General features: G+C 65.0%; 23 protein-coding genes. 13 read left to right on the top strand and 10 right to left on the bottom strand.

Translation table 11 applies throughout. The features are described from left to right. Nucleotides 1-11: 11 nt before the first annotated feature. Genes AC1DYD_RS10795 through AC1DYD_RS10810 form a run of 4 tightly spaced genes read right to left on the bottom strand, consistent with a single transcriptional unit; the run spans nucleotide 12 to nucleotide 3,772 of the window. Entirely contained in the window at nucleotides 12-1,355 is a 1,344-nt protein-coding gene (locus AC1DYD_RS10795) for an aconitase X (RefSeq protein ID WP_478172726.1), read from the bottom strand. 39 nt (nucleotides 1,356-1,394) lie between these two features. Next, nucleotides 1,395-1,838: an aconitase X swivel domain-containing protein gene (locus AC1DYD_RS10800; RefSeq protein WP_478172727.1), complete on the bottom strand. Its 444-nt coding sequence runs from the start codon at nucleotides 1,836-1,838 to the stop codon at nucleotides 1,395-1,397. Between the two features lie 26 nt (nucleotides 1,839-1,864). After that, a complete protein-coding gene (locus AC1DYD_RS10805) occupies nucleotides 1,865-2,701 on the bottom strand; it encodes an SDR family NAD(P)-dependent oxidoreductase (protein ID WP_478172728.1) in 837 nt (278 codons plus the stop codon). 15 nt (nucleotides 2,702-2,716) lie between these two features. Next, the gene (locus tag AC1DYD_RS10810) at nucleotides 2,717-3,772 is read right to left on the bottom strand and encodes a beta-keto acid cleavage family enzyme (protein ID WP_478172729.1); all 1,056 of its coding nucleotides are present in this window, start codon (nucleotides 3,770-3,772) and stop codon (nucleotides 2,717-2,719) included. A 130-nt stretch (nucleotides 3,773-3,902) separates the two neighbouring features. Here AC1DYD_RS10810 and AC1DYD_RS10815 point away from each other — a divergent pair, with 130 nt between their 5' ends. Both AC1DYD_RS10815 and AC1DYD_RS10820 read left to right on the top strand, forming a co-directional pair. Further along, nucleotides 3,903-4,919, top strand: a complete 1,017-nt coding sequence (locus AC1DYD_RS10815; RefSeq protein WP_478172730.1) for an AraC family transcriptional regulator — start codon at nucleotides 3,903-3,905, stop codon at nucleotides 4,917-4,919. A 432-nt stretch (nucleotides 4,920-5,351) separates the two neighbouring features. Next, nucleotides 5,352-7,436 (top strand): hypothetical protein, encoded by a 2,085-nt coding sequence (locus tag AC1DYD_RS10820; RefSeq protein WP_478172731.1) that lies wholly within the window; start codon nucleotides 5,352-5,354, stop codon nucleotides 7,434-7,436. A 264-nt stretch (nucleotides 7,437-7,700) separates the two neighbouring features. Here AC1DYD_RS10820 and AC1DYD_RS10825 read toward each other — a convergent pair whose 3' ends face one another. Together AC1DYD_RS10825 and AC1DYD_RS10830 are read right to left on the bottom strand one after the other, a co-directional pair. Continuing rightward, nucleotides 7,701-7,934: a hypothetical protein gene (locus tag AC1DYD_RS10825; protein WP_478172732.1), complete on the bottom strand. Its 234-nt coding sequence runs from the start codon at nucleotides 7,932-7,934 to the stop codon at nucleotides 7,701-7,703. A gap of 169 nt (nucleotides 7,935-8,103) precedes the next feature. After that, nucleotides 8,104-10,407, bottom strand: coding sequence for a DNA polymerase II (locus AC1DYD_RS10830; RefSeq protein ID WP_478172809.1), 2,304 nt, complete (start codon nucleotides 10,405-10,407; stop codon nucleotides 8,104-8,106). On the opposite strand from AC1DYD_RS10830, the gene AC1DYD_RS10835 reads away from it, so the two are divergent. Beyond that, nucleotides 10,300-12,375, top strand: coding sequence for an adenylate/guanylate cyclase domain-containing protein (locus AC1DYD_RS10835; RefSeq protein WP_478172733.1), 2,076 nt, complete (start codon nucleotides 10,300-10,302; stop codon nucleotides 12,373-12,375). The two genes, AC1DYD_RS10830 and AC1DYD_RS10835, sit on opposite strands and share 108 nt — an antisense overlap. A gap of 67 nt (nucleotides 12,376-12,442) precedes the next feature. On the opposite strand, the gene AC1DYD_RS10840 is transcribed toward AC1DYD_RS10835, so the two are convergent. After that, nucleotides 12,443-13,705, bottom strand: coding sequence for an MFS transporter (locus AC1DYD_RS10840; RefSeq protein ID WP_478172734.1), 1,263 nt, complete (start codon nucleotides 13,703-13,705; stop codon nucleotides 12,443-12,445). Between the two features lie 56 nt (nucleotides 13,706-13,761). Between AC1DYD_RS10840 and AC1DYD_RS10845 the strand changes: the two genes are divergently transcribed. The 4 genes from AC1DYD_RS10845 (at nucleotide 13,762) to AC1DYD_RS10860 (ending at nucleotide 16,851) form a co-directional block, all read left to right on the top strand. Beyond that, nucleotides 13,762-14,748: a chromate resistance protein ChrB domain-containing protein gene (locus AC1DYD_RS10845; protein ID WP_478172735.1), complete on the top strand. Its 987-nt coding sequence runs from the start codon at nucleotides 13,762-13,764 to the stop codon at nucleotides 14,746-14,748. Between the two features lie 13 nt (nucleotides 14,749-14,761). After that, nucleotides 14,762-15,955, top strand: coding sequence for a chromate transporter (locus AC1DYD_RS10850; protein ID WP_478172736.1), 1,194 nt, complete (start codon nucleotides 14,762-14,764; stop codon nucleotides 15,953-15,955). A 17-nt stretch (nucleotides 15,956-15,972) separates the two neighbouring features. Then, the gene (locus tag AC1DYD_RS10855; protein ID WP_478172737.1) at nucleotides 15,973-16,596 is read left to right on the top strand and encodes a hypothetical protein; all 624 of its coding nucleotides are present in this window, start codon (nucleotides 15,973-15,975) and stop codon (nucleotides 16,594-16,596) included. Nucleotides 16,597-16,713: 117 nt separating this feature from the next. After that, complete coding sequence (locus tag AC1DYD_RS10860; protein WP_478172738.1) at nucleotides 16,714-16,851, top strand: hypothetical protein; 138 nt, start codon at nucleotides 16,714-16,716, stop codon at nucleotides 16,849-16,851. Nucleotides 16,852-16,899: 48 nt separating this feature from the next. Here the strand turns inward: AC1DYD_RS10860 and AC1DYD_RS10865 are convergent, their stop codons facing one another. Next, nucleotides 16,900-17,463, bottom strand: a complete 564-nt coding sequence (locus tag AC1DYD_RS10865; protein WP_478172739.1) for a hypothetical protein — start codon at nucleotides 17,461-17,463, stop codon at nucleotides 16,900-16,902. A 128-nt stretch (nucleotides 17,464-17,591) separates the two neighbouring features. Here AC1DYD_RS10865 and AC1DYD_RS10870 point away from each other — a divergent pair, with 128 nt between their 5' ends. Next, on the top strand, nucleotides 17,592-19,511 hold the full coding sequence (locus AC1DYD_RS10870; protein WP_478172740.1) for a winged helix-turn-helix domain-containing protein: 1,920 nt from the start codon (nucleotides 17,592-17,594) through the stop codon (nucleotides 19,509-19,511). A 30-nt stretch (nucleotides 19,512-19,541) separates the two neighbouring features. On the opposite strand, the gene AC1DYD_RS10875 is transcribed toward AC1DYD_RS10870, so the two are convergent. Beyond that, nucleotides 19,542-19,775 (bottom strand): hypothetical protein, encoded by a 234-nt coding sequence (locus AC1DYD_RS10875; RefSeq protein ID WP_478172741.1) that lies wholly within the window; start codon nucleotides 19,773-19,775, stop codon nucleotides 19,542-19,544. Nucleotides 19,776-19,981: 206 nt separating this feature from the next. Here AC1DYD_RS10875 and AC1DYD_RS10880 point away from each other — a divergent pair, with 206 nt between their 5' ends. The 4 genes from AC1DYD_RS10880 (at nucleotide 19,982) to AC1DYD_RS10895 (ending at nucleotide 23,401) form a co-directional block, all read left to right on the top strand. Beyond that, the gene (locus AC1DYD_RS10880; protein WP_478172742.1) at nucleotides 19,982-20,875 is read left to right on the top strand and encodes a LysR family transcriptional regulator; all 894 of its coding nucleotides are present in this window, start codon (nucleotides 19,982-19,984) and stop codon (nucleotides 20,873-20,875) included. A 97-nt stretch (nucleotides 20,876-20,972) separates the two neighbouring features. Beyond that, nucleotides 20,973-21,959, top strand: coding sequence for a Bug family tripartite tricarboxylate transporter substrate binding protein (locus AC1DYD_RS10885; protein ID WP_478172743.1), 987 nt, complete (start codon nucleotides 20,973-20,975; stop codon nucleotides 21,957-21,959). Next, entirely contained in the window at nucleotides 21,956-22,927 is a 972-nt protein-coding gene (locus tag AC1DYD_RS10890; RefSeq protein WP_478172744.1) for a M14 family metallopeptidase, read from the top strand. Before AC1DYD_RS10885 ends, AC1DYD_RS10890 begins: the two co-directional genes overlap by 4 nt. Nucleotides 22,928-23,197: 270 nt before the next feature. Beyond that, the gene (locus AC1DYD_RS10895; protein ID WP_478172745.1) at nucleotides 23,198-23,401 is read left to right on the top strand and encodes a hypothetical protein; all 204 of its coding nucleotides are present in this window, start codon (nucleotides 23,198-23,200) and stop codon (nucleotides 23,399-23,401) included. A gap of 918 nt (nucleotides 23,402-24,319) precedes the next feature. Here AC1DYD_RS10895 and AC1DYD_RS10900 read toward each other — a convergent pair. Beyond that, nucleotides 24,320-26,242, bottom strand: coding sequence for an MBL fold metallo-hydrolase (locus tag AC1DYD_RS10900; RefSeq protein ID WP_478172746.1), 1,923 nt, complete (start codon nucleotides 26,240-26,242; stop codon nucleotides 24,320-24,322). Nucleotides 26,243-26,341: 99 nt separating this feature from the next. On the opposite strand from AC1DYD_RS10900, the gene AC1DYD_RS10905 reads away from it, so the two are divergent. Next, nucleotides 26,342-26,662 (top strand): winged helix-turn-helix transcriptional regulator, encoded by a 321-nt coding sequence (locus AC1DYD_RS10905; RefSeq protein WP_478172747.1) that lies wholly within the window; start codon nucleotides 26,342-26,344, stop codon nucleotides 26,660-26,662. Nucleotides 26,663-26,709 lie beyond the last annotated feature (47 nt).

Consider the following 26,709-nt stretch of genomic DNA (forward strand, 5'->3'; position numbering starts at 1 on the left):
TGTCTGTCCTGTTACCAGCGGGTGGAGACGAACCGGCCGGTCACGGCCGCGTCGACGAGGTCGGGAACTGCGCCGAAGTGCCAGCCCTGCCCGAAGCCGCCGCCGAGCTTGACGTACTTGAAGCTGTTGGTCGCGATGTTGAGGTCGTGACTCCAGGTGCGCACCGGGTTCATGCCCATGCAGGTGGAGTGATAGATCTTTCCGCCGGCGTCCTCGATGATCCTGGCCTCGCCGTTGTCCTTTGCCATGTGGTACGAGGGCGTGTCGGTCTGTACCCACATGTGCACGTTCGGGCTCACCTTGCGGCCCTTGATCAGGCCGGCGATCTGGCGAATCTCGTGGTACGTCAGGTGCGGGCAGCCGAAGACGACGATGTCCACCTTGTCGGTCTTGGCCGAGTCGAGCTTTCGGTAGTACTCCCGCACGTCGTCCAGCGTCACGATGTGCTTCTCGACGTTCGCCGGGACCTTGCCGCCGAACGCGGCTTCCAGCGTGCGCGACTCGGGCAGGGCCGAGCCGATGATGTGCAGCATCGGGTCGTTCATTCCCGCGGAGACGCAACCCGACAGGCACTTGCCGGCCGTCGGACTCAGCAGCGGCGGCATGTTGACGACGGCCGGGATGCGGTTGCCGCCCTTTTCGGCAATGACGGCGCCCAGGGCCGCCCAGTCCGCCGGGTCGGTCATCTTCTCCTTGACCTCGTCGGTCAGCTCGACGATCACCTTCGCGAGCCGGTTTTCATCGAGCAGCATGCCGTATTTGGGCAGGTAGCCGGTATAGCCGGCATAGACGGTGTTGACCGTGCTCTCGCGGTTGCTGCGCGCGCCGACGAAGGTGTTCAGATAGGCGGCGACGCTGGACTCGGAGGAGGCGCAGAACTCGCCGTACCTCGGCGTGCGGGTGGTGAGGTGCGAATTGCACGACTGCGACATGATCCAGCCGTGCGCCTTCAGCGCGTCATGGCCGCGCACATAGCCGTCGTAGATGTCCTTGGGCAGCTTGTAGCTGCCGTCGCCCCACGAGAAATTCCACGGGTAGCCGGGTTCCTCGTACTTGTCGATCTGGACGAGATACGGGTCGTTCAGGCAGATCGTCTTGCTCTCGTCGGCGACGCGGGCATCCTTGATCTCGATGAATTTGTCGTACAGCGGGCTGTGGCCCATGTCGAAGGTCGAGAGGTCGGGATGCGACCGGTCCTTCATCTCTATCGGACAGACGTTGAGGACGAAGGACAGCGGCACCATCTCCTCGGCGCCGACAGCCTTGCCAAAGTCCACCAGCTTTTCCAGCGCGAAGCGCCGTGCCTCGCCAAACTTTCCATCCAGCATTTCCTGCTGGTTTCGATCGAGCTTCATGTATTCCTCGTGCAATTCAAAAGGGGGTTGGACAAGGCATCAGGCCGATGCTTTGCGCGTGATCGTGACGGTGGCTTCCTTGCCGACTTCGTCGGCGCGGATCTCTACCCAGTCACCTGTGCGGATCTCCTGGAGGGGGTCGCCGTCGAGGCAGTCCACCGCGGGGATCTCGCCGGCGATGGCGCCGGCGATGTCGATGTCGTGCACGTTGCGGCAGACGATGCCGGTCGGGCCGACCTTGGACACCTGGCACTTGTAGTACAGGCCCACCGAGCCCAGCGTCGTGCCGGACACGGTCGGGTACACCATGATCTTGTCCTTCACGCACTGGCCGTTCAGCGGGTTCTCGTACGCACCGATGATTCCGCCGTCGTTGGTGACCGTGTTGTAGCCCCAGCCGAATCGCATTTCACTGACGAGAGCCTCGCCGCTGGCCCGCCCCTTGGAGCGGGCAATGCCCTTCATGACTTTCACGTGTTCCATGTCTGTCTCCATGTTCTTTGGCGTGCTCAGATCAACATGCCGCCGTTGGGCGAGATGACTTGTCCGACCAGGTAGTGCTCGCCCGCCAGGTGCACGACCGTGGCGGCGTACTCTTCGGGGGTGCCCAGCCGTCCGGCGGGCACGAGTTGCCAGAAGCGATTGCGGCCTTCCTCGCCCATCTTCTGCAGGATCGCGTCGAAGTCCTGTGTGTGGACACCGCCTGGGGCCATCACATTGACGTAGATGTTGCTGCCGGCGACCTCCGCGGCGACCGCCTTGGTGAAGGCGATCACCGCCCCCTTCGTCGCGCTGTAGTGAGGGCTGTGCGCAGACAAGCCCGACATGCCGGACAGCGATGCGACGTTGATGATGCGGCCGTACCTTTGCGGCTGCATCAGCTTGAGCGCCTCCCGCGTGCAATAGAAGACGCCATGCACGTTGACGCCCCACCAGCGCAGCCATTCCTCGTCGGTGATGTTGCTGGTGAATTCCAGCGACTCCCGCGGCAACGGCGTCGTGAGGTACGTGTAGTGGCGGTTGCGTCGAGCGTCGTCGGCCTGCCGGTTGGGCGTCAAGGCGGCGTTGTTCACCAGGATGTGCACGGTGCCGAAGCGTTGGGCCGCCTGGGCGAACATGCGCTGCACGGCCGCGCTGTCCGAGACGTCGCAACGCACGGTCAGGCATTCCGAGCCTGCCTCTTCGACGCAGGCGCGCGCCGTTGCCAGGCTCGCTTCATCGATGTCGCAGACGACGAGATTGGCGCCCGCTTCGGCCAGGGCCCGCACCAATGCGCGGCCAAGGCCCGGGCCTGCGCCCGTGACGAGCGCGACGCGCCCCGAGAGTGGTCGGATGGAGTTCACCATGATGCGCTCCCTGTCTCAGGCCACGCGACGAAGCGGAGCACCGCGTTCGCCGGATTGACGATTCGGCGCGTAGCCGATCTTCGCCAGGGTTTCGTCGACGCTCTTGTAGTGCTCGCCGATCTTGTGGATTTGTTTGGCCTGCTTGCCGGTGGCCACTTCGCGGTGCATTTCGCGCGCAAGCCGCACCATCTGCTCGACCTGCTGCACCGAGGTCATGCGTTCACCCTTGCGGCCCCAGAGGTTGTCCTCGATGCCCACGCGCACGTGCAGGCCCATGGCGATCGCCATGGCATTCAAGGGCAGCACGCTGCGCATGATGCTTTCGATGGTCAGGACTGCGCCATCAGGGACCCGGCGGATGAACTCCATCAGGTTGTAGGGGTTCGGACCGTCCATGCCGCCGCCGATCGCCGCCCAGTTCATGGTCAGGGGGCCGGTGTAGATGCCGCGCCGGATCAGTCGCTCGACCGACTCGAGCTGCCCGACGTCGCCGAGCATGAACAGCGGCTGGATGCCGTTGGCCTGCAGCCGGCGCAGGTGTTCCTCGACGAAGCCGGGGCCCGAGGGAATGGTCATCTCGCGGTAGGCCTGCTGATAGGCCGGGTTCGCAAGGGACGTGTTCGCGACATCGTCCGCGGTCAACAGCTCGCAGATGTTCATCTGGTTGGTGTTGATCGCGATCGTCACCTGGTCGGGCTTGGGCGTGAGCTCCGCGAGCATGTGGCGCGTGTCGTCGCTCAGCCATTGGGCCGCTTCGCTGTCGGTCTCGGGCGCAAACGAAATCGAGCCGCCAACCTGCAGGATCATGTCGGGAACCGCATCGCGCAGACGGGCCAGCAGCTCGTTGAACATCGACAGGCGCTTGGAGCCCTTGCCGTCGGCCTCGCGGACATGGACGTGCAGGAGCGTGGCGCCGGCGTTGTAGCAGTCGACCGCCTTTTGGACCTGCTCGTCCATCGACACCGGGATGTCGCTGGAGTCGGCGGGAATCCATTCCGGGCCGTAAGGCGCGACCTGGATGACGAGGGGCTGCTGGTTTTCGGGGAGGAGTGAGTCGTCGAGAAATTGCATGGTTGTCTCCGTATGGAATCGTTGAGTGACGGATTGAGTATGGTTTTTCCGGAGGCCAGGCGATTGACCCGAAGGGACATTTGGATGACCATTCGGGACATCCAAAACAGCCCCTCACGGCCCCGGAGAAATGCACTCCACCATTCGCAGCGCGACCCTGAGCGGCTACATCGAACTGGCGCGCTCGGTCGGCCTCGATCCCAACCGCCAGATGCGCAAGTGCGGCCTGGATCCTTCGTGCCTTTCGGATCCGGACACGCACATCGATGCGACAGCGGTGGCAAAGCTGCTCGAGACTTCGGCCGCGGAAAGCGGGGTCGAAGACTTCGGGTTGCGGCTTTCCACGGCGCGGCGCCTGTCGAACCTGGGCCCGTTCAGCCTGGTGGTGCGAGAAGAAACCACTGCACGGCGTGCCCTCGAAACGCTAGGCCGCTATTTGCAGTTGCACAGCGAGCTGCTCTCCATTCGCATCGAGGATGCGGGCAAGCTCGTGATCCTTCGGGTGGACATCGTGCGGGGGGCGCGGATGCCTCTGCGGCAGGCGATCGAACTGTTCGTGGGCTATCTGTTTCGCATCTTGCAAGAGCTGCTGGGTCCGTCGTGGATGCCGCGGCGTGTTCTCTTCACGCACTCCGCGCCTGCGAGCCTGACCCGGCATGTCGCCATGTTCGGGCGCATCGTCGACTTCGAGGCCGAGTTCAACGGTATCGCCTGCGCGGCGGAGGACCTGGCCGGGCAGCTTCCGTCCGCAGACCCGGTCATGGCGCGCTATGCGCGCCAATATCTGGACGCGATGATCTCGCGGCCGGACATGACGCTCGCGGACAAGGTCCGCTGGCTGGTGCGCGATATGCTCCCGCTGGGCCGCTGCAGCGTCGACAAGGTGGCGCAGCACCTTGGCGTCGATCGCCGGACGGTGCACCGGCATCTTGCGCGCAGTGGAGAAACGTTCTCGTCACTCGTGGACGAAGTGCGTGCCGAGCTTGCCGAAGGCTACCTCGAGGGCAGCAAGGGTCGCCTCGCCGATGTTGCAGACTTGCTGGGGTTCTCGCAGCTCAGCGCGTTTTCGCGTTGGCACAAGCGCCATTTCGGCTTCAGCCTGACGGAAAGACGAAGCGGCTTGAAAACGAGGGGGGGCATGGAATGACACGACGCCATACGCACCTGATCGATTTGCCCGCGGCGTCCCGACTCGAACGTGTGCGCTGGGCGTTGATCCCGGCAGCGAGCATCGCGTGGCGATGCTCGCTGCCTGGTGGCTGCAAAGCACGATGCCGCGCCACATCGATCCGCAAGCTGAGCGCCTGCATCGACCGGTTGAATCCGCGGCCCTTTGCGGTCCTTTGGGCGCCAGAATTCAACTTCCCAAAGCTGACAGTCGAAGCCAATTCGAACCAGGAGAGAACGCCGGCGAGAGGCTGTGACGTAGCACCACGGCTTGCCATCGACTTCGCAGCACGTACGTGGACATAGGTGGCGGCCGGGATTGGCTTTCGATTGCTTTCCATCTCAAATCTCGATTTCATACTGTGTTCGTTCATCAGTGACGTTGCGCTGCTGAAAACCTGGAGCCGTGCATATGAAGCTTTTCAAGATTCGCAAACCGCGCACTGCATCGCGCCTTCGGTGCGGCGCACTCCTTACCGTCGCGATCGGCTTGGTTTCGGCTCTACCGGCTTCAGCCGCCCAGACTGTCGATGGCCAGGTCCTTGGCGGCGGCGCCCCGATCAACGGCTCGACCGTCACACTGTGGGCAGCGAGCGCCAGCCAGCCGGTCGAACTCGCGCAGGCTAGAACCGGGGCAGACGGCCGCTTCAAGATAGCGGTTCCCCCCAATGTCGCGTCGGGCTCCAGTCTCTACATGGTCGCGCAGGGCGGACAGCCGAAAACAAGTAAGGAGGCGAGCGCGAACCCCGCGATCGCGTTGGTGACCATCCTCGGTGCCAAGGCGCCCCCGAGAGTCACGATCAACGAGATGACCACGGTCGCCTCGGTATGGACCAACGCGCAATTTCTCAACGGTACCAACCTGAGGGGCCATGCGCTCGGCCTGAAGATCGCGGCAGGCAATGTGCCCAGCTTCGTCGACCTCTCCACAGGCGGATGGGGCGGCACGATCCAGGATCCGCTCAACGGCGGCCAGACGCCCACGATGGCCAATTTCGCAACGCTGGCGAATCTGCTCGCGGGTTGCGTGACGCGCGTCACGGCCGATGCCTGCCCTAGGCTTTTCGATGCGTCGACCCCGCCCGAGGGTGCGGCGCCGGCAGACACGCTGGCGGCGGCCGAGGCGATTGCGCGCTATTCCTGGTATCAGCCGAAGCGGCTGTTCGCATTGCTCGACGCCTTCTATCCCGTGCCGAAGGGCATGGCCATGCGTGTGGTTCCGTACATGCCCTATCTCAACTTCTCGCCGAGCGCCTGGGTACTTCCGCTCAAATACACGGGCGGGGGCTTCCGCGCGGGCGGCAAGGGAATGTTCGACAGCCAAGGCAATCTGTGGGTCGGCAATAACTTCACGGTCGGCTGGCAGGCACAGGACGTGAGTTGGCAGGGCAACGCCACCAAGTTCGATCCGAACGGCAAGCCGCTGTCGCCGAGCCCCACCGGGTTCACGGGCGGCGACGGCATCGGTGGCCCGGGCTTCGGCACGGCCATCGACGCCAAGGACAACGCATGGTTCACGACCTACGCCAGCAGGGCGATCAAGGTGCTGGACAAGAACGGCAACCCGCTGACCCCGCCGGGAGGCATCACCTTCGGAGGCAAGCTCGGCCTGATGCAGGGCGTGATCGTCACGCCGAGCGGCGATGTTTGGGCGCTTGGGGTGGAGAAGAACCAGCTAGTCCATTTCCCGAAAGGCGACTTGACCAAGGGCCGCCTCGTTTGCGAGGGAGCCAGCGCAGAACCCTGCAAGTCGTTCAGAAGTCCGTTCCATCTGGCCATCGACCAACAAGACCGGATCTGGGTCGGCAACGGCGCCAGTGACGATGTGGTTCGTTTCCCGGCTAGCGATCCGAGCAAGGCCGAGAAATTCAAGGTGGGCTACAGCGTTTCCGGTCTGGGCATCGACAGTCAGGGCAATGTCTGGGTGACCAACCGCCTCGGGAGCGGGGCGACGGGCCTCGAAAAGCTGGCGAAGGTGGGCATTGTCTTGAAGACCGGCGGCAACTTCGACAAGGAGCTTACCTACATCATGTTCGGTCAGAAGGGTGGCATGAATGGTGGCAGCGTCACGCTGTTGCGGCCCGACGGCTCGGAGTATCCCGGCTCTCCTTTCAAGGGTGAAAACCTGCCCGGACCCTGGGCCGCCGCGGTCGCCGGCGACGACACGGTCTGGATTTCGAACTTTGCCGGTGCGTCGGGCCGGATCACTCATCTCTGCGGTGCCAAGACGGAGAACTGCCCTCCTGGCATGAAGACAGGCGATCCGATCTCGCCGCCAGGCGGATACGTGGGCGGCGGACTGCAGATGGAGACGGACATCGGGATCGGCCCGGCGGGGGACGTCTGGGTGATGGACAATTGGCAGATCATCGCGAGTTGTTTCGAAAATGCCGAGGAAGCGCTATCGACGCTGTGTGGCGGCGACGGCGTCACGGTGTTCCACGGAATGGCCAAGCCCGTGCGTGCACCACAGATTGGACCGGCGCGCGGGTACTGATTCCCACGTGCCTCTGCGCCAAACCGGAGGTGCCGCACATGCAGAAATTACCCGGCTGACAGCCGCTTGTCGCAAGGCACCCCGACAAGGGCGACGTTCCCCGTGATGCCAAAGCCTGTGGCGCCGGCGAGCAACCGGCGATTCACCGTCAGCTTTGGGGGGTGAGAGAAGGTTCGTTCAGGGCCCAGAGCCGTCCAGACCCTCCCCCATGGCCTGACAGTGGGCTACAGCCAGGCAAGCGGCGAAGTCGCCCTCACCTTCGCTCTACTTGGCCCCCGGCATGTCCGGCGTACCGCCCTGCTTGGCGGCTTTCTTGTTGGGCTGGCTCTTCTCGCGCGCGGTGGCGCGCGCCTCGCCGGCTGCGGCCGCCTTGCCAGTGCCGATGGCATCGCTCTGGGCCGATCCCGCCTCGTCGCCGCCCTGCTTCTTCACCTCTCCCTGCGGCCGCGCATCGACCTTGCCCTGCGCGCGCTCCTGCGGCTTGGTGTTGGTGATCACCTGTTCCTGCGACGATGCGCCAGGAGGATTCTGGGCGTACGCCCCGGTTGCGAACAGGCCGGAAATCACAACTGTGACGCCAAGCACTCGCTCAACGAAAAGCGCAGGAGGCTGAGTCTGGCTACTAGACTTGTCCTCCCGACGGAAGATTCAAGACCTGGGGAGACGTTCAGAAAAGACTTTGCTGTGAGGTTGTCAGGGCCATGAAATTCTCCCCCATCGGCTGGAGGATGGCGTCGGCAATCGGCTGCAGCTGCTTGGTCAGGTAGTGTTCGTAGTCGATGCGGGAATGGCGCGTTTCCATTGGCTCCGGCCCGTTTTGAGTCATGACGTATCGAATCCAGCCACCCTTCTGATACTGCTTGGGTCGGTTGACCCGACCGTTGTACTCGTCGGCGATGCGTGCGGCGCGGACCTGCGGCGGCACGTTGACCAGGTAGGCATCGAGTTGATGACGCAGGCGCTTCCTGTAAATGAGAAGGTCGTCCATCCGGCCAGCCAGCATCGACTGCGCATAGTCGGTCACGAACTCCTTGTAAGGGTCGCCGTGGAAGATGCGCGAAAGCAGACCCTCCTGGAACTGGCGCGCCAACGGGGTCCAATCGCTGCGGGCCATCTCCAAGCCGCGGTAGACCATCTCCTCCTTGCCCGTAGCGTCCACGCTCAGGCCTGCGTAGCGCTTCTTGCTGCCCACGTCCGAGCCACGAATGGTGGGCATGAAGAACTTCTTGTAGTGGGTGTCGAATTCGATTTCGAGGAAGTTCTCCAGCCCGTGCTCCTCGCGGAGGGTGCGCGTCCACCAGTCGTTGATGTCTCTCACCAGGTTCGCCGCGATGGCGTGCGCTTGCTCGATGGTGTGGGTGCGCCTGAGCCAAATGAAGATGGAGTCGGTGTCACCATAGATAGCCTCGTAACCCCGGTTCTCCACGAATTCGCGCGTGAGCTTCATCATCTCGTGCCCACGCAACGTGACGGCAGAGACGACCTGGGGATTGAAGAAGCGGCAGTCGGCCGCACCCAGCACTCCGGCGAAGGAGTTCATGAGCAGCTTCAAGGCCTGCGACAGCGACTCGTTCCTGGCCAGCTTGGCCTCGTCCCGAGCCCGCCAGAGGGTGGTCACGATTTCCGGCAGGCAATGCTTCTCGCGCGAGAACGAGGTCCCTCGCGGACCCTTGATGACCATTGCCGGGTCGCTGGCGTTCGAGCCTTCCACAAAGCCCACAGGGTCGACCAGGAACGTTCGAATGATCGAGGGGTAGAGGCTCTTGTAGTCCAGGACCACGACGGAATCGTAGAACCCCGGCTTCGAGTCCATCACGTACCCACCAGGAAAGGCCTTGCTCGGAATCTCGCCCACGTTCGGCGCCACGTAGCCCAGGCGATGCATCCGCGGCAGATAGTGGTGGCTGAACGCGGCAATGGAGCCACCGAAGTGATCGGCCTGCAGGCCCGTGGTGTGGGCGCGTTCCATCATGAACTCCAGCAGCCTCGCCTTGTCGAAGATGCGCAGAACCAGCTCGCAGTCCCGGATGTTGTAGAGCGCGAGCGCGGGCTTGTCTTCCTGGTACCGCCGCTCAATCTCGGCCATCTTGTCGTACTCATCGCCGATGGCCTTGCCCTCGCCCAGCAGTTCCTGTGAAACGGCCTCCAGGCTGAAGGAAGGAAAACTCCTCGACGCGGCTTTGAGTGCATCGATGCCGTCGATGACCACCCGGCCGGGCACGGCCGCGAACAGGTAGCCCTGCTTTCCCGGATGGGTCCGCCAATCGATGGGCCGACGCTCTCGCCCGAGAAGGAACTTCGCCCCACACGCGTCGGCTGCCTTCTGAAGCACTCGCAGGTCGAACTGAATGACGCTCCATCCGATGATGACGTCCGGGTCGTTCCTCTCGAACCAGTCGTCGAGCTTCTCCAGCATGGCCATGCGCGTCGGGCAATAGATGAGCGAGAAGTCCAAGGGCTCGCCCGGCTCACGTGGCGGCTCGCCCAGCATGAAGACCACACGGTCAACTGTCCCGTCCAGCGCAATGGAATAGAGCTCCTCGTCTTGACTCGTCTCGATGTCCAGCGACACCACTTTCAGCACCGGCCGGAAATCCGGCGCGGGCTTCAGCTTGCAGTCGACGATGGTGGAGCGGTCGACCCTCCCTCCCTCCACCAGCACGCCAGCCGTGATGAATCGCTCCATCAGGTAGCGGTCGTGCGGGCGCACGTCTGCTTCGAGCAGGGGAATGCCCTGTGGCCGGAGAGCGCGTGCCAGCTGACCCAGTTGGCGGAAGTGCCTCGCATAGACACCAACGACAGGTTCCTGATGGAATGTCTTCAACTCAAGCTCACGCACTTGCACCGCTGGCATGGCGGCAAGGTGCGCTTCGACGGCCGCCCTGTGCTTCGATTCGACGAACGCGACAGAGGTCTGGGCGGTCAGGACCACTTTCATCGGCCCCGCATCTGTTGCCAGCCAGTACTCGATTTCGGTGCCGGCCGTGACATCACGCCAGCGGCGAGTGAGGATGAAGCCCTTGAGTTCGGTGGGGAGCACGAGAGCTTAAGGAATCGGGTGGCAAAGGAAGGCGGGCTTGCGCATGACCGATTTTCGCCCGGTTGGGGCCGCGCGAGCGAGGCGATCCGCCACAATGTACGCATGCAAACCCCGGACCTGCGGAGTCGCCTTCTGGCCATCCTGGCCGCGGACGCAGCAGGCTATTCGCGCCTGATGTCGCTTGACGAGCGCGGCACCGTTGCGGCGCTTGACGCCGCGCGCGCGGTATTCCGCGAGCACATCGCCTTGCATGGCGGACGCGTGATCGATACGGCCGGCGATTCGGTGCTGGCGGTGTTCGACAGCGCCGCGGGTGCCGTCACGGCGGCACTCGCGGCGCAGCGCGACCTGGCGGGGCTCGCGACCGGCTTGCCCGAAGACCGTTGCATGCACTTTCGCATCGGCGTGCACCTGGGCGACGTGATCGAGAAGGCCGACGGGACGGTGTACGGCGATGGCGTGAACATCGCGGCGCGACTGCAGGGTCTGGCCGAGCCGGGCGGCATCACGCTGTCGGATTCGATCCTTCACGCGGTCAAGGGCAAGGTGGCGGCCAGCTTCGAGGACCAGGGCGAGCAGGCGGTCAAGAACATCGCCGATCCCGTCCGTGCCTACCGGGCCCGCCCTCCAGGCGACGCGCCGAGCCGGCCCGGCGGGCCTTTGGCGGCCGGGATTTCGCTGACCGTTGGCGACATCGTCTTGCCCCTGCCCGACAAGCCGTCGATCGCCGTGCTGCCCTTCACCAACATGAGTGGCGACCTGGAGCAGGGCTACTTCGCCGATGGCATCAGCGAGGACATCATCACCGAGATCTCCCGCATCCCCGCGCTGTTCGTCATTGCACGCAATTCGACTTTTACCTACAAGGGGAAGGCCGCCAAGATCCAGGACATCTGCCGCGACCTCGGAGTGCGCTACGTGCTGGAAGGCAGCGTCCGCAAGTCGGGGCAGCGGATGCGGGTGACCGCGCAGCTGATCGACGGCGACACGGGCGGTCATGTCTGGGCTGAACGCTACGACCGGGAGCTTGCCGACATTTTCGCGGTGCAGGACGACATCACCGAACAGATCGTCCGTGCCCTCGAGATCAGGCTCACCGAGACCACGAGCACGGCGACCTCGCGCCTGGAAACCGGGAACCCGCAAGCCTACGATTGCGTCTTGCGCGGGCGCGAGCAATATCGCCTGTTCACGAAGGAAGGCAACGCCGCAGCGCGGCTGCACTACGACAAGGCGATCGAACTCGACCCGGGCTATGCGCAAGCGCATGCGGGTCTCGCCCTGACCTACCTGCACGATTGGTTCTCCGGTTCATCGGGCGCGCTGGAGCGGGCCTTCGAACTGGCGAAGTTGGCCAAGAGGCTCGATCCAGGCCTGCCCCTGGTCTACGAGGCACTGGCCAGCGTCCTTCTCTTCAGGAGGCAACACGACGAAGCTGTCGACGCCGCCAGGCGATGGACCGAGATCGAGCCGGGCAACGCCGAGGCCTACGGCAGCCTCGCCGGCATCCTGAATTTCGCCGGCCAGCCCGAGCGAGTGGCCGAGTTGATCGAAAAGGCAAAGCGCCTCAACCCGTTCCATCCCTTCTACTACACCCTCTACATCGGCCACGCCTGCTTCTTGATGCGTCGTTTCAAGGATGCCGTGCAGTTCATCAAGCGAAGCATCGCCCACAATCCTGAATCGCTGTCCTCGCATTTCTTTCTCGCCGCGTGCCACGGCCAGCTGGGGGAGGACACCCTGGCGCAAGAGGCGTTGGCGGAGGTTTGGCGCATCAGTCCCGGATTCTCGATGGCCTCGGTGCGGGCCATCGCAGCCTACAGGCGCGCAGCCGATCTGGACTTGTTGACCGAAGGCCTGCGCATGGCGGGGCTGCCGGAAGAAGCGCCGCGGGCGTGATGATCCGGCCGGCAGTCGCAATGCGCGAAGTTTCGAGCGTTTGACCGATTGACCGCCGACGGGCGATTCACTGCCCCTCGAGCCGGCTGCGCCGCATGGCGCGCCACAACGTCAGGTCGTAGGTGATCTTGAGGAGGCCGCATGCGACGAGTGGCAACGAGATCCACCCGGCGGCAAACATCGCTCCGCTCAGCGTCGGGCTGATCGCCGCCGCCAGGCTGCGTGGCACGGCCGTGAAGCTCGCGGCGGCGCTGCGCTCCGCGGGCGTGACCACGGCCATGACGTAGGCCGTGCGCGTGGGAACGTCCATCGACGACAAGGCGCTGCGGACCATGAGCAAGCCCAGCGCGATCGGCAGGCTGGGCGCCAGGGCCGCCAGCACCAGGCAGACATTCGCCGGCAAGTGCGTGAAGACCATGGTGTTCAGGAGGCCGATGCGCTTGGCGACCAGCGGCGCAGCCAACTGGGAAGCGGCGCTCAGCAAGCCGGTCCAGAAGAAAAACACCCCGGCCTGCGTCAGTGAGAAGCCGAAGCGCTCCAGCAGCCACAAGGACATCAGGGCGTTGACGGTCAGTCCTCCTGCGAAAGCGTCGACACTGAAGAGGGCCGCCAGTCGCACGACGACACCCCGCGAGGGACCCAGAGGTGCCGGCGCGACGGGCACGCTGGCGGCGCTTCTCGACCCATCGTGCGCCGGCAGAACTCGGTAGAGCCAGAGGACGGCCAGGCCGATCGCGGCATAGATCAGGAACATGCCGCGCAGGGCGTCCAGGCGCGCAAGCCCGGTGTGCCGAACCAGCCAGTCCGGCACGCCGGCCGCAAGTGCCCCCAATGCAGCGCACAACGCGCCGACCAGGCTGTAACGCGCGAACAGCGCGGTCCGCGCATGGCCCTGCGCCGCCCCGGCCAGGCGGGCGTGCTCCAGCGGCAGGAAAACGCTCACGTCGCCTGAACTGGGATTGAGCGTGCCCACGAGCGCGACGATCAGCAAAGGCCAGAACGACGACAGGCTCGCGAAGCCCAGGCCCGTGGCCGCCATCAACAGGGCCGCGCCGCGCAGCAGTTTCCCGCTGGCGAAGCGGTACCCCCATGCGCCCACCGCGAGCGTGGCCAGGGCGGATCCCAGCATCGTCGCGGTGCTGACAATGCCGACCTCCAGCGTGCCAAGCCCGATCGAGAGCAGGTAGGCCGGCAGCAGCACGGCCATGTAGCCGTCGCCGAAGGCGCGCAGGGCTCTGGCCGCCAGCATGGGGACGGCGCCGGCATCGACCCCGGACGGCAACAGACGCGCGAAACCGAGGCGCGGACGAGGCAAAGGGTTTTTTCTCATTTTTGGCAATATGGCTACTTTTGTAGAGTTAGAGACGTAAATGTATTATTCGCTACATGACATCGTCTGAAGCTCCCGTCGATTCCGCCAAATGGTTATTGCTGATCGTCTCGCTGCCGACGCAGGGCGCGACAGCGCGCATGCGGATCTGGCGGGCACTGAAGGCATTGGGGTGCGCCGCGCTGCGCGATGGGGCCTACCTGCTGCCCGACGATGCGACGCATCGAGACGCCCTGCAGGAGCTTGCCGATGAATGCGTACGCGAAGGCGGCAGCGCCTGGCTCCTGGTGACTGCGCCGGCGAACCCCGCCGATGCCGGCGCCTACCCTCAACTTTTCGACCGAAGCGCGGACTACATCGCGCTCATCAAGGCCTGGAAGGAGGCTGCGGCGACCTTGCCTTCGCTGGGCGTCGCAGAGCTGACGCGCCTGCAAAAGAAGCTGCGCCGTGATTACGAAGCGCTCGTTGCCACGGATTTCTTCCCCGGCGAGGCGAGCCTCGAAGCCGAAGCCACGTGGGTGGATTTCAACCAGCGCATCGATGGCGTGCTGTCTCCGGACGAACCACACGAAATCCAGGGCCAGATTCCGCGCCTGAACATCGCCGACTACCAGGGCCGCCTGTGGGCCACGCGACGGCGCCTGTGGGTCGACCGAGTCGCCAGCGCCTGGCTGATTCGCCGCTTCATCGATCCCGGTGCGCGCTTCCAGTGGCTGGCCAAGACGAGCGACTGCCCGCGCAAGGCGCTCGGTTTCGACTTCGACGGCGCCGCCTTCACCCACGTCGGAGAACGGGTCACTTTCGAGACCCTGCTGGCGAGCTTCAGGCTCGAGGAGGACCCCGCCCTGATGCGCATGGGCGCAATGGTGCGTTCGCTGGACATGGGCGCGGGCCCGGTGGCCGAAGGCGCCGGATTCGAAGCGGTGCTTGCCGGTGCGCGCGAGCGCCTGCCCGACGACGACGCCCTTCTCACCGAGATAGGCGGCGTCCTGGATTCGTTGTATGCGCACTTTGGACGCGAGGCTGCGCGAGTCAAACCTTGAAGAAGAACGCCAAATGAACGACATCGCTCCCGAAGCCCGCACCGATATTCCGGGGTCGGCACGCTACACCGTGTGGCAGCTGGTGCGGTACATGCTGGGCCTGGGTACCTGGGGGTTTGGCGGGCCGGTGGCGCTCGTCGGCTACATGTACCGCGACCTGGTCGAGAAACGCGGGTGGATTTCCGAGGCCGACTACAAGGAAGGCTTGACCCTCGCCCAACTGATGCCCGGGCCGATGGCCGCGCAACTGGCAATCTACCTCGGGTTTGTGCGTTACCGCGTCCTCGGTGCGACATTGGTGGGGTTGGCTTTCGTTCTGCCCTCGTTCTTCATGGTGGTGGCACTGGGCGCGGTCTACGTCGCCTACGGCGGCATCGGCTGGATGCAGGCGGTGTTCTATGGTGTCGGCGCGGCGGTGATCGGCATCATCACGATCAGCGCCTACAAGCTCACCACCAAGAACATCGGCAAGGACAAGCTCAAATGGGCGATCTTTGTCGTCAACGCGGCGTTCACAGCGATCACGCAGACCGAGATGGTCTGGATGGTCCTCGGCTCCGGTGTGCTGGTGTGGCTGCTGCGAGCGCCACCGAAGACCTGGTTCGGCGGCAATGTGAACAGCTTCGCCGCGCCGATCGTCGGCTTGTTCGCGCTCGACGCGATCGATTGGCCCAAGCTGGGCCAGATCGGCGCGTACTTCGCGTATGCCGGCAGCTTCGTGTTCGGCAGCGGCCTGGCCATCGTGCCGTTTCTCTATGGCGGCGTGGTCAAGGAGTACAGCTGGCTCACTGACCGGCAGTTCGTCGACGCGGTGGCGGTGGCGATGATCACACCCGGTCCGGTGGTCATCACCACGGGTTTCATCGGCTACCTTGTCGCAGGCTTCTGGGGCGCGGTCGTGGCTGCGGTCGGGACCTTCGTGCCCTGCTATCTTTTCACCATCTTGCCGGCGCCGTACTTCAAGAAGTATGGCAAGCGGCCGGCGATCATTGCTTTCGTCGACGGGGTGACGGCTGCGGCGATCGGCGCGATCTCGGGCTCTGTGATCGTCATCGGGGAACGCTCGATCACCGACTGGATCACTGCTGCCCTGGCGATCGCCACGGTGGGCATCCTCTGGCGCTTCAAGAAGCTGCCCGAGCCGGTGATTGTGCTTGCCGCGGCGCTGATCGGCCTTTTGGTGCAGCCGTTGCTAACCCATCCGTGAGTGAAAGAGGAGTCAAGATGAAGCAGACGTCGATTGCCCTCGTGGCCTCGCTCGCGTCGACCTTCGCCGGCGCGCAAGCCTCCAACTTTGACAACGATCCAGTGGGTTCAATTCCAGCCGGGTGGGCGTGCGGCTCAACCGGCGGCGGGAACCCGCACTGGGCGGTGACGGCTGACCGCAGCGCCCCCAGCAAGCCGAACGTGCTGAAGCAGTCGGGTAGCGGCACTTTTCCATGGTGCGTGAAGAGCGGGAGCGCGCTCGCCGACGGCTTCGTCGAAGTGAAGTTCGAGCCGATCTCGGGCCGTGAAGACCAGGCAGGTGGGTTGGTTTGGAGATGGAAGGACGGCGACAACTACTACGTCGCGCGCGCCAATGCGATGGAAAACAACGTCTCGCTGTATTACACCGAGCGAGGCAGCCGGAAAACGTTGAGGTACGTCGATGCGCCTGTATCGGCCGGCACGTGGCACACGCTCAGGGTCGAGTTCGGGGGAACGCGGATCGCGGTGTTCCTGGACGGCAAGCGCTACATCGATCTCGACGACAGCCACATCACCGGACCTGGCGCCGTGGGCGTGTGGACCAAGGCCGACAGCGTGACCGCTTTTGACGACTTCACATACGGCACCGCACGCCCTTGAAGGAAGTGGGTACGCCGACCGAGCCGGGCAACCTGCAACCGCCCGAGAAGCTTCATCCACGACTTCGGGGGCTTCCCGCAGGCCCTGTTCGACTTCAGCAAGCTAGCAGGCGCTTCGGTGGCCGTTGCGACGCCCGACCACTACTACCCCTTCTTGTACCCCCTGGGCGCCGCCGGCACCGGGGAGCGCGCGCAAACCATCTACGAAGGCTTCCAGTCCGGGACGCTCAGCATGCGCTGTGTCCAGTTCGGATAGGGCACAGCAACCTGATGTGCATGCGGGCCTCTTCTCTCCGGCGTGCGACTACCACCCCACGCGCGAACCCGTATCCGTCGCGCAAGTCGACGAGACCACGTTGCCCGCCGGGTCGATGATCTGACCGATTACCGTGCTGGTGAAGCTGTTCCCATCGGCAGACAAGGTGCGGGTTCCCTTGGCCTTCTGCGTTCCGGCGAACGTGCCGTCGGGGTTGAAACGCATGAGCACCAGAGTGAAGCTGTAACTGTCGCCGGTCTCGCGCTGCCAGATTCCCAGTCCGGAGGTTCCGGTGGCAGCGGGGCGAGAGCTCTCGAACGACGCCGTGCCTCCGCTGTTGAACACGGACAACCCCTTGAAGCGGGTCAGCACGGCACCCGTGTGGCAGTCCTTGGCGGCGGCCGTCGACTCCCAGACGCCGACGATGGGGTCCGTCGCGCTGGCCGGATGCCCCCCGGCGCCTGGGGCTGCGAAGGCGTTCCCGAAGCCGGCCCCGCCGCCGCTGCACGTCTGGATCAGCATCATGGTCACGGCGACCGATGTGCTCACGAGGGTGAACGTGTAGAGGGCTTGGGGCCTGAGGCGCTTGAGGCGTTCGAGGAGCTTGATCATGACTGCCTCCAGGCGTTGAGGGCTGCCTGGCCGGCAACGCCGACCAGCGCCTTGCACCTTCGCCGCTTTCAGCGCCCGCGTCACGAAGCAGCTCTTGAAAGATTCCTGAAAAAGATTGAAATTCAGCCATGTTCGACCCAGACGCCTACGAGTTCGGCGGGTTCGTGCTGCAACGCACGCAGCAGCGGGTGCTGCGCGGCGACGGCACGGTGGTCGAGCTCACGCCGCGCCTGTTCAGCGCCCTCCTGTTCTTCGTCGAGCATCCGGGCGAGTTGCTCGACAAGGAGCTCCTGTTGCAGGCGCTCTGGCCTGGCCTGGTGGTCGAGGAAAACAACCTGAGCCAGGTCGTTGCGGGCTTGCGGCGGGCCCTGGGCGACGACACCCAGGGCAGCCGCTTCATCCAGACCGTGCCTCGGCGCGGGTTCCGCTTCGTTGCGCCCGTCGTCAGGCCGGCCGACGCCGACACGGCGAAGGCCGCTGCGAACAACGAGGCGCTTGCGCCGGCGCCCGGTTCGCCTCCTGCAGATCCCGCACGGCGCCGCCGAATGCGCCTGGCACTGGGGGCCGGCGCGGCGATCGCCTTGGGCGGCGCCGGTTGGTGGGCCTGGCACCGCCCGCCGCTCGAGCCAGCCTCCATCGCCACCCTCGCCGTCCTGCCTTTCAAACCGCTCGAAGCGACCAACCGGGACGAACTGCTGGAAGTCGGGATGGCCGACAGCCTGATCGCCAGGCTCTCCACCGTGCCCGGGCTGGTCGTGCGCTCGACCGGCTCCGTGCTGCGCTATGCCGGCGCAGGCCAAGACCCGGTGCGTGCCGCGCGGGAACTCGAGGTGGCCTGGATCGTCGACGGCTCGCTGCAGCGACGTGGCGATCTGGTGCGCGCCACCGCCCGCCTGCTGCACGCGTCCGATGGCGTCGCCGCCTGGAGCGGCGGATTCGACGAGACGTTCACGAGCGTTTTCGAGGTGCAGGATCAGATCTCGAACCGGGTGATGCAGGCGTTGCTGCCGGTGCTGCGCCCGGGAGTCGGCGCCGCACCCCCACTGTCCGAGATCGGCGGCACGCGCGACATGGAGGCCTATCAGCTCTACGTGGCTGCCCGGTGGCAGGCTCGGGGTGGCCGAGCCGCCGAAATCGAGAAAGGCATCGCGCTGCTCAACCAGGCGCTCAGCATCGACCCTGCCTATGCGCTGGCCTGGGTGGAACTGGCCTATCTCTACCGCCGCAAGATATGGATCGCCGATGCGTTGGCCTCGGAGGTCTTCGAGCCGGGAAACGCAGCGCTACGGCGTGCGCTGGCACTGGCCCCCGATCTGGCGGATGCCCATGCCGGCCTCGCCTTCAGCCGCCATTGGTTCGATTTCGACTGGCCTGGCGCCGAGCAGGCGTATCGCCGCGCGCTCGCGATCAACTCCAACACGGCGGCCGGGCATTGGGGCCTGGCAACCCTGCTCCTGAGCCAGGATCGCCTCGCCGAGGGCTTCGCTCATCAGCGCACGGCGCGGTCGCTCGACCCCATGTCCCCGATGTTCCACACGGTGGAAGGGAGTTGCTTGCTGGCCAACGGGCAGCTGGCAGAGGCTCGGGCGAGGCTGAACCGGTCGCTTGAGATTGCGCCGAACCTGTGGCTGACCCATCTGGCGTTCGGCTTGCTGCACATGGCCGAGCAGCATCCGGACCAGGGCATCGCGGCCATCCGGCGGGCCGTGGCGCTGTCCGACGGCACCACCCGGCCCCGGTCCGTGCTGGGCGTGCAACTGGCACGTCTCGGTGAAGCCGAAGAGACCCGACGGATCCTGAACCAGCTGCTGGCGGAATCGAAGACGCGGTACGTCACGCCGACTTCAATCGCATCGTTGCACGCCGCGCTGGGTGAGACGGCGCCGGCGCTTGCGGAACTGGAGCAAGGATTCAGGACGCGAGACACCCGAATGATCTTTCTGAAGGACGATCCGCACTGGGCCCCCCTTCGATCGGAGCCTCGCTTTGCGGCCCTCATGAAAACCCTCAAGCTGGATCGCTATGGGCCGGGCCTGGCGCCGATCTGATCGAGCATCCGCGCCACGGCACGCCTCGTGTCAGTTTCCATTCGGGTTGGGCTCCGGCTCGCCCCTGGGGAGGGCCGCGAGCGCCTTCTCGGCCTCCGAGAAAACGTCACCGATGTAGGCGACAGGCTGCCCTTGCGCCACCTGGTCGCCCGCCGCCTTGGCCGGCAGCACCACCGGTGGGCTGCCGAGCTCGTGACACCCGGATGCGACGAACGCCATGGAGACAGAGAACATCGCGGCGTAAGTTGCGCTGATGGACTTCATGACGTTTCTCCCAGGGCTACAGCGCGAGACTAGGTGATCGCCCTCGGCGCGTCGTCATCAGAAGCGATGACAGACGGCTTGCGCGCCACATGCTCACCGTGCATGGCGCGACCGCCAATCAGAATCCCCGCAGAATTGCGATCCTCATTGCACTCCCCACCAATTCGTTCAGGCTTTGCACGCCGTACCAGGACCACAGCGCCCCCATGCAATTCAAATGGATGGAAGACTTCATCGCGCTGGCGCAGACGCGCAGCTTCACCCGCGCCGCCGAGCTTCGACACGTCACGCACCCCGCCTTCGGTCGCCGCATCCGCGCGCTGGAGTCGTGGGCCGGCACGGCACTGGTGGAGCGCGGCAGCAGCCCGGTCGCACTGACGGCAGCGGGCGAGAGCTTCCTCGAAAACGCCAGCCAGACGGTGCGCAGTGTCGAAGGTTCGCGCGAAGAGATGCAGAACGTGGCCGGCCGACAGGCCCGCACGGTGACGGTGGCCACCGGCCGTACCTTGGCGCGCACGGTCATGGCCGACTGGCTGGTGCGGGCGCAGCCCGTGCTGCGCCACGGTGAAGTCCGCATCCTGACCACTGCGCTGGCAGGGACGGTCCGGATGCTGGAGAACAACGAGGTGGACTTCTCGCTGATCTTTCATCATTCGGCCCTCACCTTCCGACTCGATGCCCGGCAGTTCACCCATGTGACGGTGGCATCCGACAAGCTGGTGCCGGTGTCGCGCGCCGATGCACAGGGCGGCGCGATGCACGCCTTTGACGGCGCCGACGAGGTGCCTTTCCTGGCCTATGCCCGGACGCTGGCGATGGGCCGCCTGGTGGAAGACCATCTCGCGAACAACCCGCAGGCGCCGCGCCTTCGGCGTTGCATCGAATGCGATTCGGCGGATGCGCTGTACGAATATGTGCTCCGGGGTCTGGGCGTGGCGTGGCTGCCCTGGTCCATGGTGCAAGGCGACTGCAAGTCCGGCCGCCTGGTCCTGCCGGGAGGACGTCGCATGGAAGTGCGCTTCGAGGTTCGCCTGTACCGCCCCAAGCGCCGTCTGGGCCCGCTGGCCGAGGACATGTGGCGCGCCATTGCGTTGCGCTGATCCGTTGCACGAATAGCACTGGATCGTGCCGTGATGGCACCAGGAAGGAACGAGGGTCCGCGCAAAATCCTCGGGTTCACCCAACCTTGAGGCCACCATGCGTCTGCCCCGCACTTTCTCCTTTTATCTTGCCGTGGCCACGTGCGGCCTTGCCTGGACGGCAGCCGGTCCGGCCTCTGCGCAGGTCGCGGCCTACCCCAGCAAGGCCATCACCCTCGTGGTGGCATATCCGCCGGGCGGCTCGACCGACCTGACCGGACGCGCGCTGGGCGTCGAGCTGTCCCATCGGCTCGGCGTGCCGGTGATCATCGACAACGTCGGGGGCGCCGGCGGCGCGATCGGCGCGCAAAAGGTCGCCAATGCAGCGCCTGATGGCTACACGCTCCTGGTGGGGGCCAACAACGAAGTGGCCATCAACAAGCTGATCAACGCCAACGTCCGGTACGAAGCCAAGGACTTCACCCCCATCGGCCTGATCGCCTCCCAGCCGCTGGTGCTGGTGGCGGCCCCGGCGGCAGGCGTGAAGAACACCGGCGAGTTCCTCGCCCTGCTGAAGAAGAACCCCGGAAAGTACAGCTACGGCAGTTCCGGCGTGGGAACCTCGCTGAACCTGGCCGGCGAGATGGTCAAGCAACAGGGCGGCGTCTTCATGACCCACGTGCCCTATCGTGGCGTGGCGCCGCTGACCAGCGACCTGCTGGGCGGCAACATCGATTTCGGCGTGTTCGTGCTCTCCAGCGCCTTGCCCCATATCCGCAGCGGCAAGCTGGTGGCGCTGGGCACCACCGAGGCCAGGCGTTCGGCCATCACGCCCGATCTGCCCGCACTCAGCGAAAGCCCGAGCCTGAAGGACCTGGACATCGGTGTCTGGTTCGTGCTGATGGGGCCGGCCAAGTTGCCGGAGCCGGTGCAGGCCCGGCTGAAGACCGCGCTGAACGAGACCCTGCAGTCCCCCGACTTTCGCAAGAAGATGGAAGCCACCAGTTCGACCGTGCCGGCTTCGGCGGTGGACGTGAACCAGTTTCTCGTCGCCGAAACCGCCAAGTACAAGAACATCGTCAAGTTCGCCAACATCAAGGAATGAGCGTGCCCGTGTTGTCGTTTCAACTCCCCGCCCCCGACATCAGCGCCTGGCGTGCCGGCAACACCGGCGTCGAAGGCGTCTGGCGCTTCGAGGCCGACCAGCCCGGTCGGCACGTGATGATCAGCGCGCTCGTGCACGGCAACGAACTGTGCGGCGCATGGGCGCTCAAGGGGCTGCTGGACGCCGGGGTGCGCCCGCAGCGCGGCCGCGTCACGCTGGCGTTCTGCAACCTGGAGGCCTTCGACCGCTTCGATCCGGCCAACCACGATGCCTCGCGCTTTGTCGACGAGGACCTCAACCGCCAATGGTCGCCCGAACGCATCGAGGCCGGCGATACACGGGAGCGGCGGCGCGCCGCGCAACTGCAGGTGCACGTGGCACAGGCAGATTGGCTGCTGGACCTGCATTCGATGCATGAGCCCTCCGCGCCGCTGTCGCTCACCGGCATCCAGCCGCGCAACCTGCGGTTGGCGCAGCAGATGCGCAGCCCCGAGCATGTGGTCATCGATGCGGGCCACAAGGACGGCGTGCGCATGCGCGACTTCGGCCGCTTCGGCGCGCCCGATGCCGAGAGCGACGCCTGTGCGCTGCTTGTCGAGTGCGGCTTCCATGGCGATCCGGCCAGTCGCACCGTGGCGCAGGACCAGTGCGCGCGCTTCCTGCGCGCGGCCGGCACGCTGGACGATGCCGCCATCGCGCAATGGCTGCCCGGCTGGTTGCAGCCTGACGCGCCACGCCAATGGGCCCTCGACGTGACCGGGCCGGTGGTGGCGCGCAGCGCGGCATTTCGCTTTGCGCATCCCTTCACCGGGCTGGAAGTGATCGAACGCGCGGGCACCGTGATCGGCTGGAATGACGGCGAGCCCGTGGTCACGCCGTATGACGACTGCGTGCTCGTCATGCCTTCGACGCGCCAGGCCAAGCCGGGCGTGACGGTGGTCCGCTACGCCCGTCGACGACTGCTCTGACGGGTGCGGCAAGGTTCGACACTTGGCCGCTCGCTTTTTCAAAGTTGGCCGGGTCGGGGCATCGCATCCAACGGCCGCTTCCGGGCAGTTTCGGCGTCCGCTGTACGACCGGTTGAATCCGCAGCCGACAGCTCAAGCCGGATGTGGTCGTCATTTGGGGTGACGACCAATACGAGAACTTCCACGAAGACCTGATTCCGCCGTTCGCGATCCTCGCCTATGAGAATTTTGGACCTGCGGCCCTGGGCGGAGACAAAGACTTCGTCAACGATGAAGGGCAAGGCCAATGTGTGGAACGAGGACGAGTTGTTCGGCTACCGCTTGCGCGGGCGGCCCGACATTGCGAAGCAACTCGTCACCGCGCTCATCGAACGGGATTTCGACGTCTCCTATGCGTACAAGCCGCTTCACCACCGCAGCGTGCCGCACGCCTTCACGAATTCGGTTCTACGCCCAAGACTGAACCACCAGTAGTGGCGCACGTTGACCTTCCTGAAAGTGGCCCCTTGCGGTAGTCCTGCCCCCCGTGCTTTACGTAGCGAGTCAGGCACAGAAATGCCAGGGCGTGAATAACCCCAATAACCTGAATAACCTCGCGCGCGCAGCGCAGGGCGCACTTGTGCATCATCCTCGCTGAATTGTGGGAGAGGGAGCGATGGTTGAGTGGGCTGAGAAATTCGCCGCTGAGATGCTGCGTCTTACGGAAGGGCGCGCGGTGTACAACGACATGCTGGACTGGGGTTTTGGGCTCTGGCCTGCAAGGAACGAGCGCGACCCTGCAGAGGTCGCAAGGGGCGAGTTTCGCAACGCAGTCCAGGATGACTAAGAAGCCGGAAACTTTGGCCGTGCCAACCTCGCACTTGCGCTGAGTGCTTGGCTTCGGCCCGCAACAGGCGCAAGGGCAACTGCCAAGTCCAGCCATGACCATTCGTGTGGAGTGCTGCGTCGGCTATCGTGGTGAGCCGGAACCATTCGCTTTCTGGCTCGGCGAGCGCCGACTTGCCGTGCGCGGCATCGTTGACCGTTGGTTTGGGCAAGCACAGCGCTGGTTCAGAGTCGACGCAGATGACGGGCATCTATACGTCCTCCGGTGCGACGAGAAGACTGGAGACTGGGAGCTTGCTGCCTTCACGCTTGGGGCCGGCTAGGTCCTGCAGCTGCGCCATCGCCCGAGGCGTTTTTCGTCACCAGCTTGCAAGATTGAGCTGCAGCCCCGGATGTCTGCTCATGGCCCGACTGTAGCCGGTCGCGGTCGTCGAGCTTCGGGCCCTTATGAGTCGCTCAGTCGTCGAAATTCGGCGCCCAAAAGGCGGCATTGGCCAGTGCATCCGAAAGGACAACTGAGCCTGTCGCAAACGCAGGCCACCGCTGTGGCTTCGCGCGGCCCGCGATTCAGCGGGTTGGCGCCGGCGCATCGAGCGCCATCTGCGGGGTCGACTGGTCGATCTGGCCGCCGTAGAGGATGAACTTGAACGGGTTGAACTCCTGGTACTTCTCCATCAGCTTTAGGTTCGCCAGCCGGTATTGCGCACGCAGCGACTCGCTCGAGGGCTGTCGCGCCAGCGCCCAGCGCAGCGTCTGCGCGGCGAGTTCGTGGCGGCCATCGGCCATCATCTTCTCGCTCGCGGCGACGATCTGCGATTCACCGAGCCCGAGATAGTCGATCAGCGCCGCGCCGTGGTCGGCGTCTGCGAGCACGTCGAGCCCCTGCAGGCCGTTCTGCCAGTAGCCGCTGCTTTGATCGAATACCCGGTTGATGAGGTTCTCGCGCAGCACCAAGTAGGCCAAATGCACCGATGATGACGCATGCTCGAGCGTCGGCGCGATGAGGTTCCTCTGCTGCAGCGTGGCGCGAGGCGTGCCGCGAGCCATTTCGCGCACGACTTGGTCGCGTAGCCAGCCAAGCTGCGGGCGCAGCTCGGCGAGCATGCGCGTCGAATCGAAGAGACGCGTCAGCGGCTCATGCCCATGCAGCAGGAGGCGCGGTTTCAGCGCCGTCACCTGGTCGATGCCGGCGAGCAAGCCGTCGACGCCGCCTTCGTTGACAAAGGGCGCGCCAAGGTAAGGCATCAAGATGTCGCCTACGAACAGGACACCGTGCACCGGCATGTGGATCAGCATGGCATCGTCGGTCTCGCCGCCGCGCGCCGGCAATAGCGAAAAGCGCGTGCCGCCGACCGTCATGTCAGTGGGCTTGTCGATCGCCACGTCGGGCTTGTAGGCGAGCACATCCTCCAAGCGAAAGCCCCGCCCGAAGAAGCGCTGCAATGTCGCGGGGTCCCCGATCGAGTCGTGGGCCAGCTCGTCGGCATAGTTGGCGCGGCCGACGAAGCGCACTACGGGGTTCAGTTGCCGAAAGTAGCGCTGACCACCCACGTGATCCCAGTGCGCGTGCGTGACGAACACCGTGGTGAGCGGCGGCAGCGCCGGCACCTTCGCGCGCAGCGCTTCGAGCGCCTCGCGCGCCGTGTCTGGCCGAGTGCCGGCGTCGATGGAGATCAGCTCCTTGCGGTCGGCCGAGACGATGAAGTAATACTCGGTGAACTCGAACCCCGAAAGCAGGTAAACGGTGCCTGGCACCACCTCGCGTATGACGCGCGGCGAGAACTGATGGCCGCTATCAGAATCGCCTGAGAACGGGGTCGTGAACAATACCGGCATGGCACCGACGGCGCCGTTGCCTTTCACCGGGGCTCGCTGCACGTCGGCTGCCTCGCCGCGCGCACCTTGGATCGCCGCGAGTTGGAAGCGCACCTCGCGCAACCAGCCGGCGTGCGGCGCCTTGTCGGCATGGGCGAGGCACCACTGCAGATCGGTGAGGGCGGTGTCGCGTTCGCCGAAGAAGGCAGGTAGCTTTGATCGCACGATGCCCGACATCCACCGCACGACATACACGTTGCCGCCGGTGAGGCGCTTTGCCTCGTCCAGCATCGCCACCGTGTCGCGCACCCAGCCGTAGCGACGAAGCAGGAACACGTCGTGTGCGTGCCCGGCGCGAAGCGAGGCGATCGCCGTCAAGTAGAGCGCGCGCTGGGTATCGTTCAGCTGGGCGTCGAAGCGCTGTCGCAGTGTTTCGAGGTAAGCCGCGCCTTCGGCGTGTTGGTTTGCGTTGGCGAACTGGCCCATCAACAAGAAGACAAGCTGCGGGTCAGACGGCGTGCGCCACGCGTTGACCTGCTTGAGGTAGGCGAGTTCGGGCAGGTAAGCGATGTTGGAGACCTCGGCGCGGCCAGCGGCCTGGCCGACGAAGGCCAGCGCCAGCAGTGCGGCCAAGCCGACCACGATGGCGGCCAGCAAGGGGCGGATGCGTTGCACGGCAAGCTCCTCTTCGTTGAGTGTTACTTTTCAATAGATAGTCAGTATTGAAACTGTAGTCACTTGCTGAATGGAAGTCAAATCCGCTATGCTCCCCGCATGGCGAAGACCTACGGTATAGACGACTGCCCGGTTGCCCGCACGCTCGACCTGATCGGCGAGCGCTGGACCGTATTGCTGCTGCGCGACCTGCTGCAGCAAGGGCCGCGGCGCTTTCAGGATTTCCAGGCGTCGCTGCCGGGCGTCGCGCCGAACACGCTGTCAGCTCGCCTGAAAGCGATGGAAGACAACGGCCTGATACAACGGCAGCTCTACAACGAGCGGCCGCCGCGGCTCGAATATGTGTTGACTGACAAGGGCCGTAGTCTCGGCCCGATCGTCAAGGCAATGCGCGACTGGGGCAACAAGCACCTCGCCTGAGTACGTCCGTAGCCCTCGATATTGCGGATACCGTCGGCAGCATCCGC

The organism is Variovorax sp. P4_B11, from assembly GCF_056402355.1.

Excerpts from the sequence above, each read along its gene's own strand:
- AC1DYD_RS10820 (WP_478172731.1), top strand. The coding sequence starts at position 5,352 with ATGAAGCTTTTCAAGATTCGCAAACCGCGCACTGCATCGCGCCTTCGG.
- AC1DYD_RS10865 (WP_478172739.1), bottom strand. The coding sequence starts at position 17,463 with ATGATCAAGCTCCTCGAACGCCTCAAGCGCCTCAGGCCCCAAGCCCTC.
- AC1DYD_RS10890 (WP_478172744.1), top strand. The coding sequence starts at position 21,956 with ATGAGCGTGCCCGTGTTGTCGTTTCAACTCCCCGCCCCCGACATCAGC.
- AC1DYD_RS10895 (WP_478172745.1), top strand. The coding sequence starts at position 23,198 with ATGAAGGGCAAGGCCAATGTGTGGAACGAGGACGAGTTGTTCGGCTAC.
- AC1DYD_RS10805 (WP_478172728.1), bottom strand. The coding sequence starts at position 2,701 with ATGGTGAACTCCATCCGACCACTCTCGGGGCGCGTCGCGCTCGTCACG.
- AC1DYD_RS10815 (WP_478172730.1), top strand. The coding sequence starts at position 3,903 with ATGCACTCCACCATTCGCAGCGCGACCCTGAGCGGCTACATCGAACTG.
- AC1DYD_RS10850 (WP_478172736.1), top strand. The coding sequence starts at position 14,762 with ATGAACGACATCGCTCCCGAAGCCCGCACCGATATTCCGGGGTCGGCA.
- AC1DYD_RS10810 (WP_478172729.1), bottom strand. The coding sequence starts at position 3,772 with ATGCAATTTCTCGACGACTCACTCCTCCCCGAAAACCAGCAGCCCCTC.
- AC1DYD_RS10855 (WP_478172737.1), top strand. The coding sequence starts at position 15,973 with ATGAAGCAGACGTCGATTGCCCTCGTGGCCTCGCTCGCGTCGACCTTC.
- AC1DYD_RS10845 (WP_478172735.1), top strand. The coding sequence starts at position 13,762 with ATGACATCGTCTGAAGCTCCCGTCGATTCCGCCAAATGGTTATTGCTG.
- AC1DYD_RS10870 (WP_478172740.1), top strand. The coding sequence starts at position 17,592 with ATGTTCGACCCAGACGCCTACGAGTTCGGCGGGTTCGTGCTGCAACGC.
- AC1DYD_RS10885 (WP_478172743.1), top strand. The coding sequence starts at position 20,973 with ATGCGTCTGCCCCGCACTTTCTCCTTTTATCTTGCCGTGGCCACGTGC.
- AC1DYD_RS10880 (WP_478172742.1), top strand. The coding sequence starts at position 19,982 with ATGCAATTCAAATGGATGGAAGACTTCATCGCGCTGGCGCAGACGCGC.
- AC1DYD_RS10840 (WP_478172734.1), bottom strand. The coding sequence starts at position 13,705 with ATGAGAAAAAACCCTTTGCCTCGTCCGCGCCTCGGTTTCGCGCGTCTG.
- AC1DYD_RS10795 (WP_478172726.1), bottom strand. The coding sequence starts at position 1,355 with ATGAAGCTCGATCGAAACCAGCAGGAAATGCTGGATGGAAAGTTTGGC.
- AC1DYD_RS10875 (WP_478172741.1), bottom strand. The coding sequence starts at position 19,775 with ATGAAGTCCATCAGCGCAACTTACGCCGCGATGTTCTCTGTCTCCATG.
- AC1DYD_RS10800 (WP_478172727.1), bottom strand. The coding sequence starts at position 1,838 with ATGGAACACGTGAAAGTCATGAAGGGCATTGCCCGCTCCAAGGGGCGG.
- AC1DYD_RS10905 (WP_478172747.1), top strand. The coding sequence starts at position 26,342 with ATGGCGAAGACCTACGGTATAGACGACTGCCCGGTTGCCCGCACGCTC.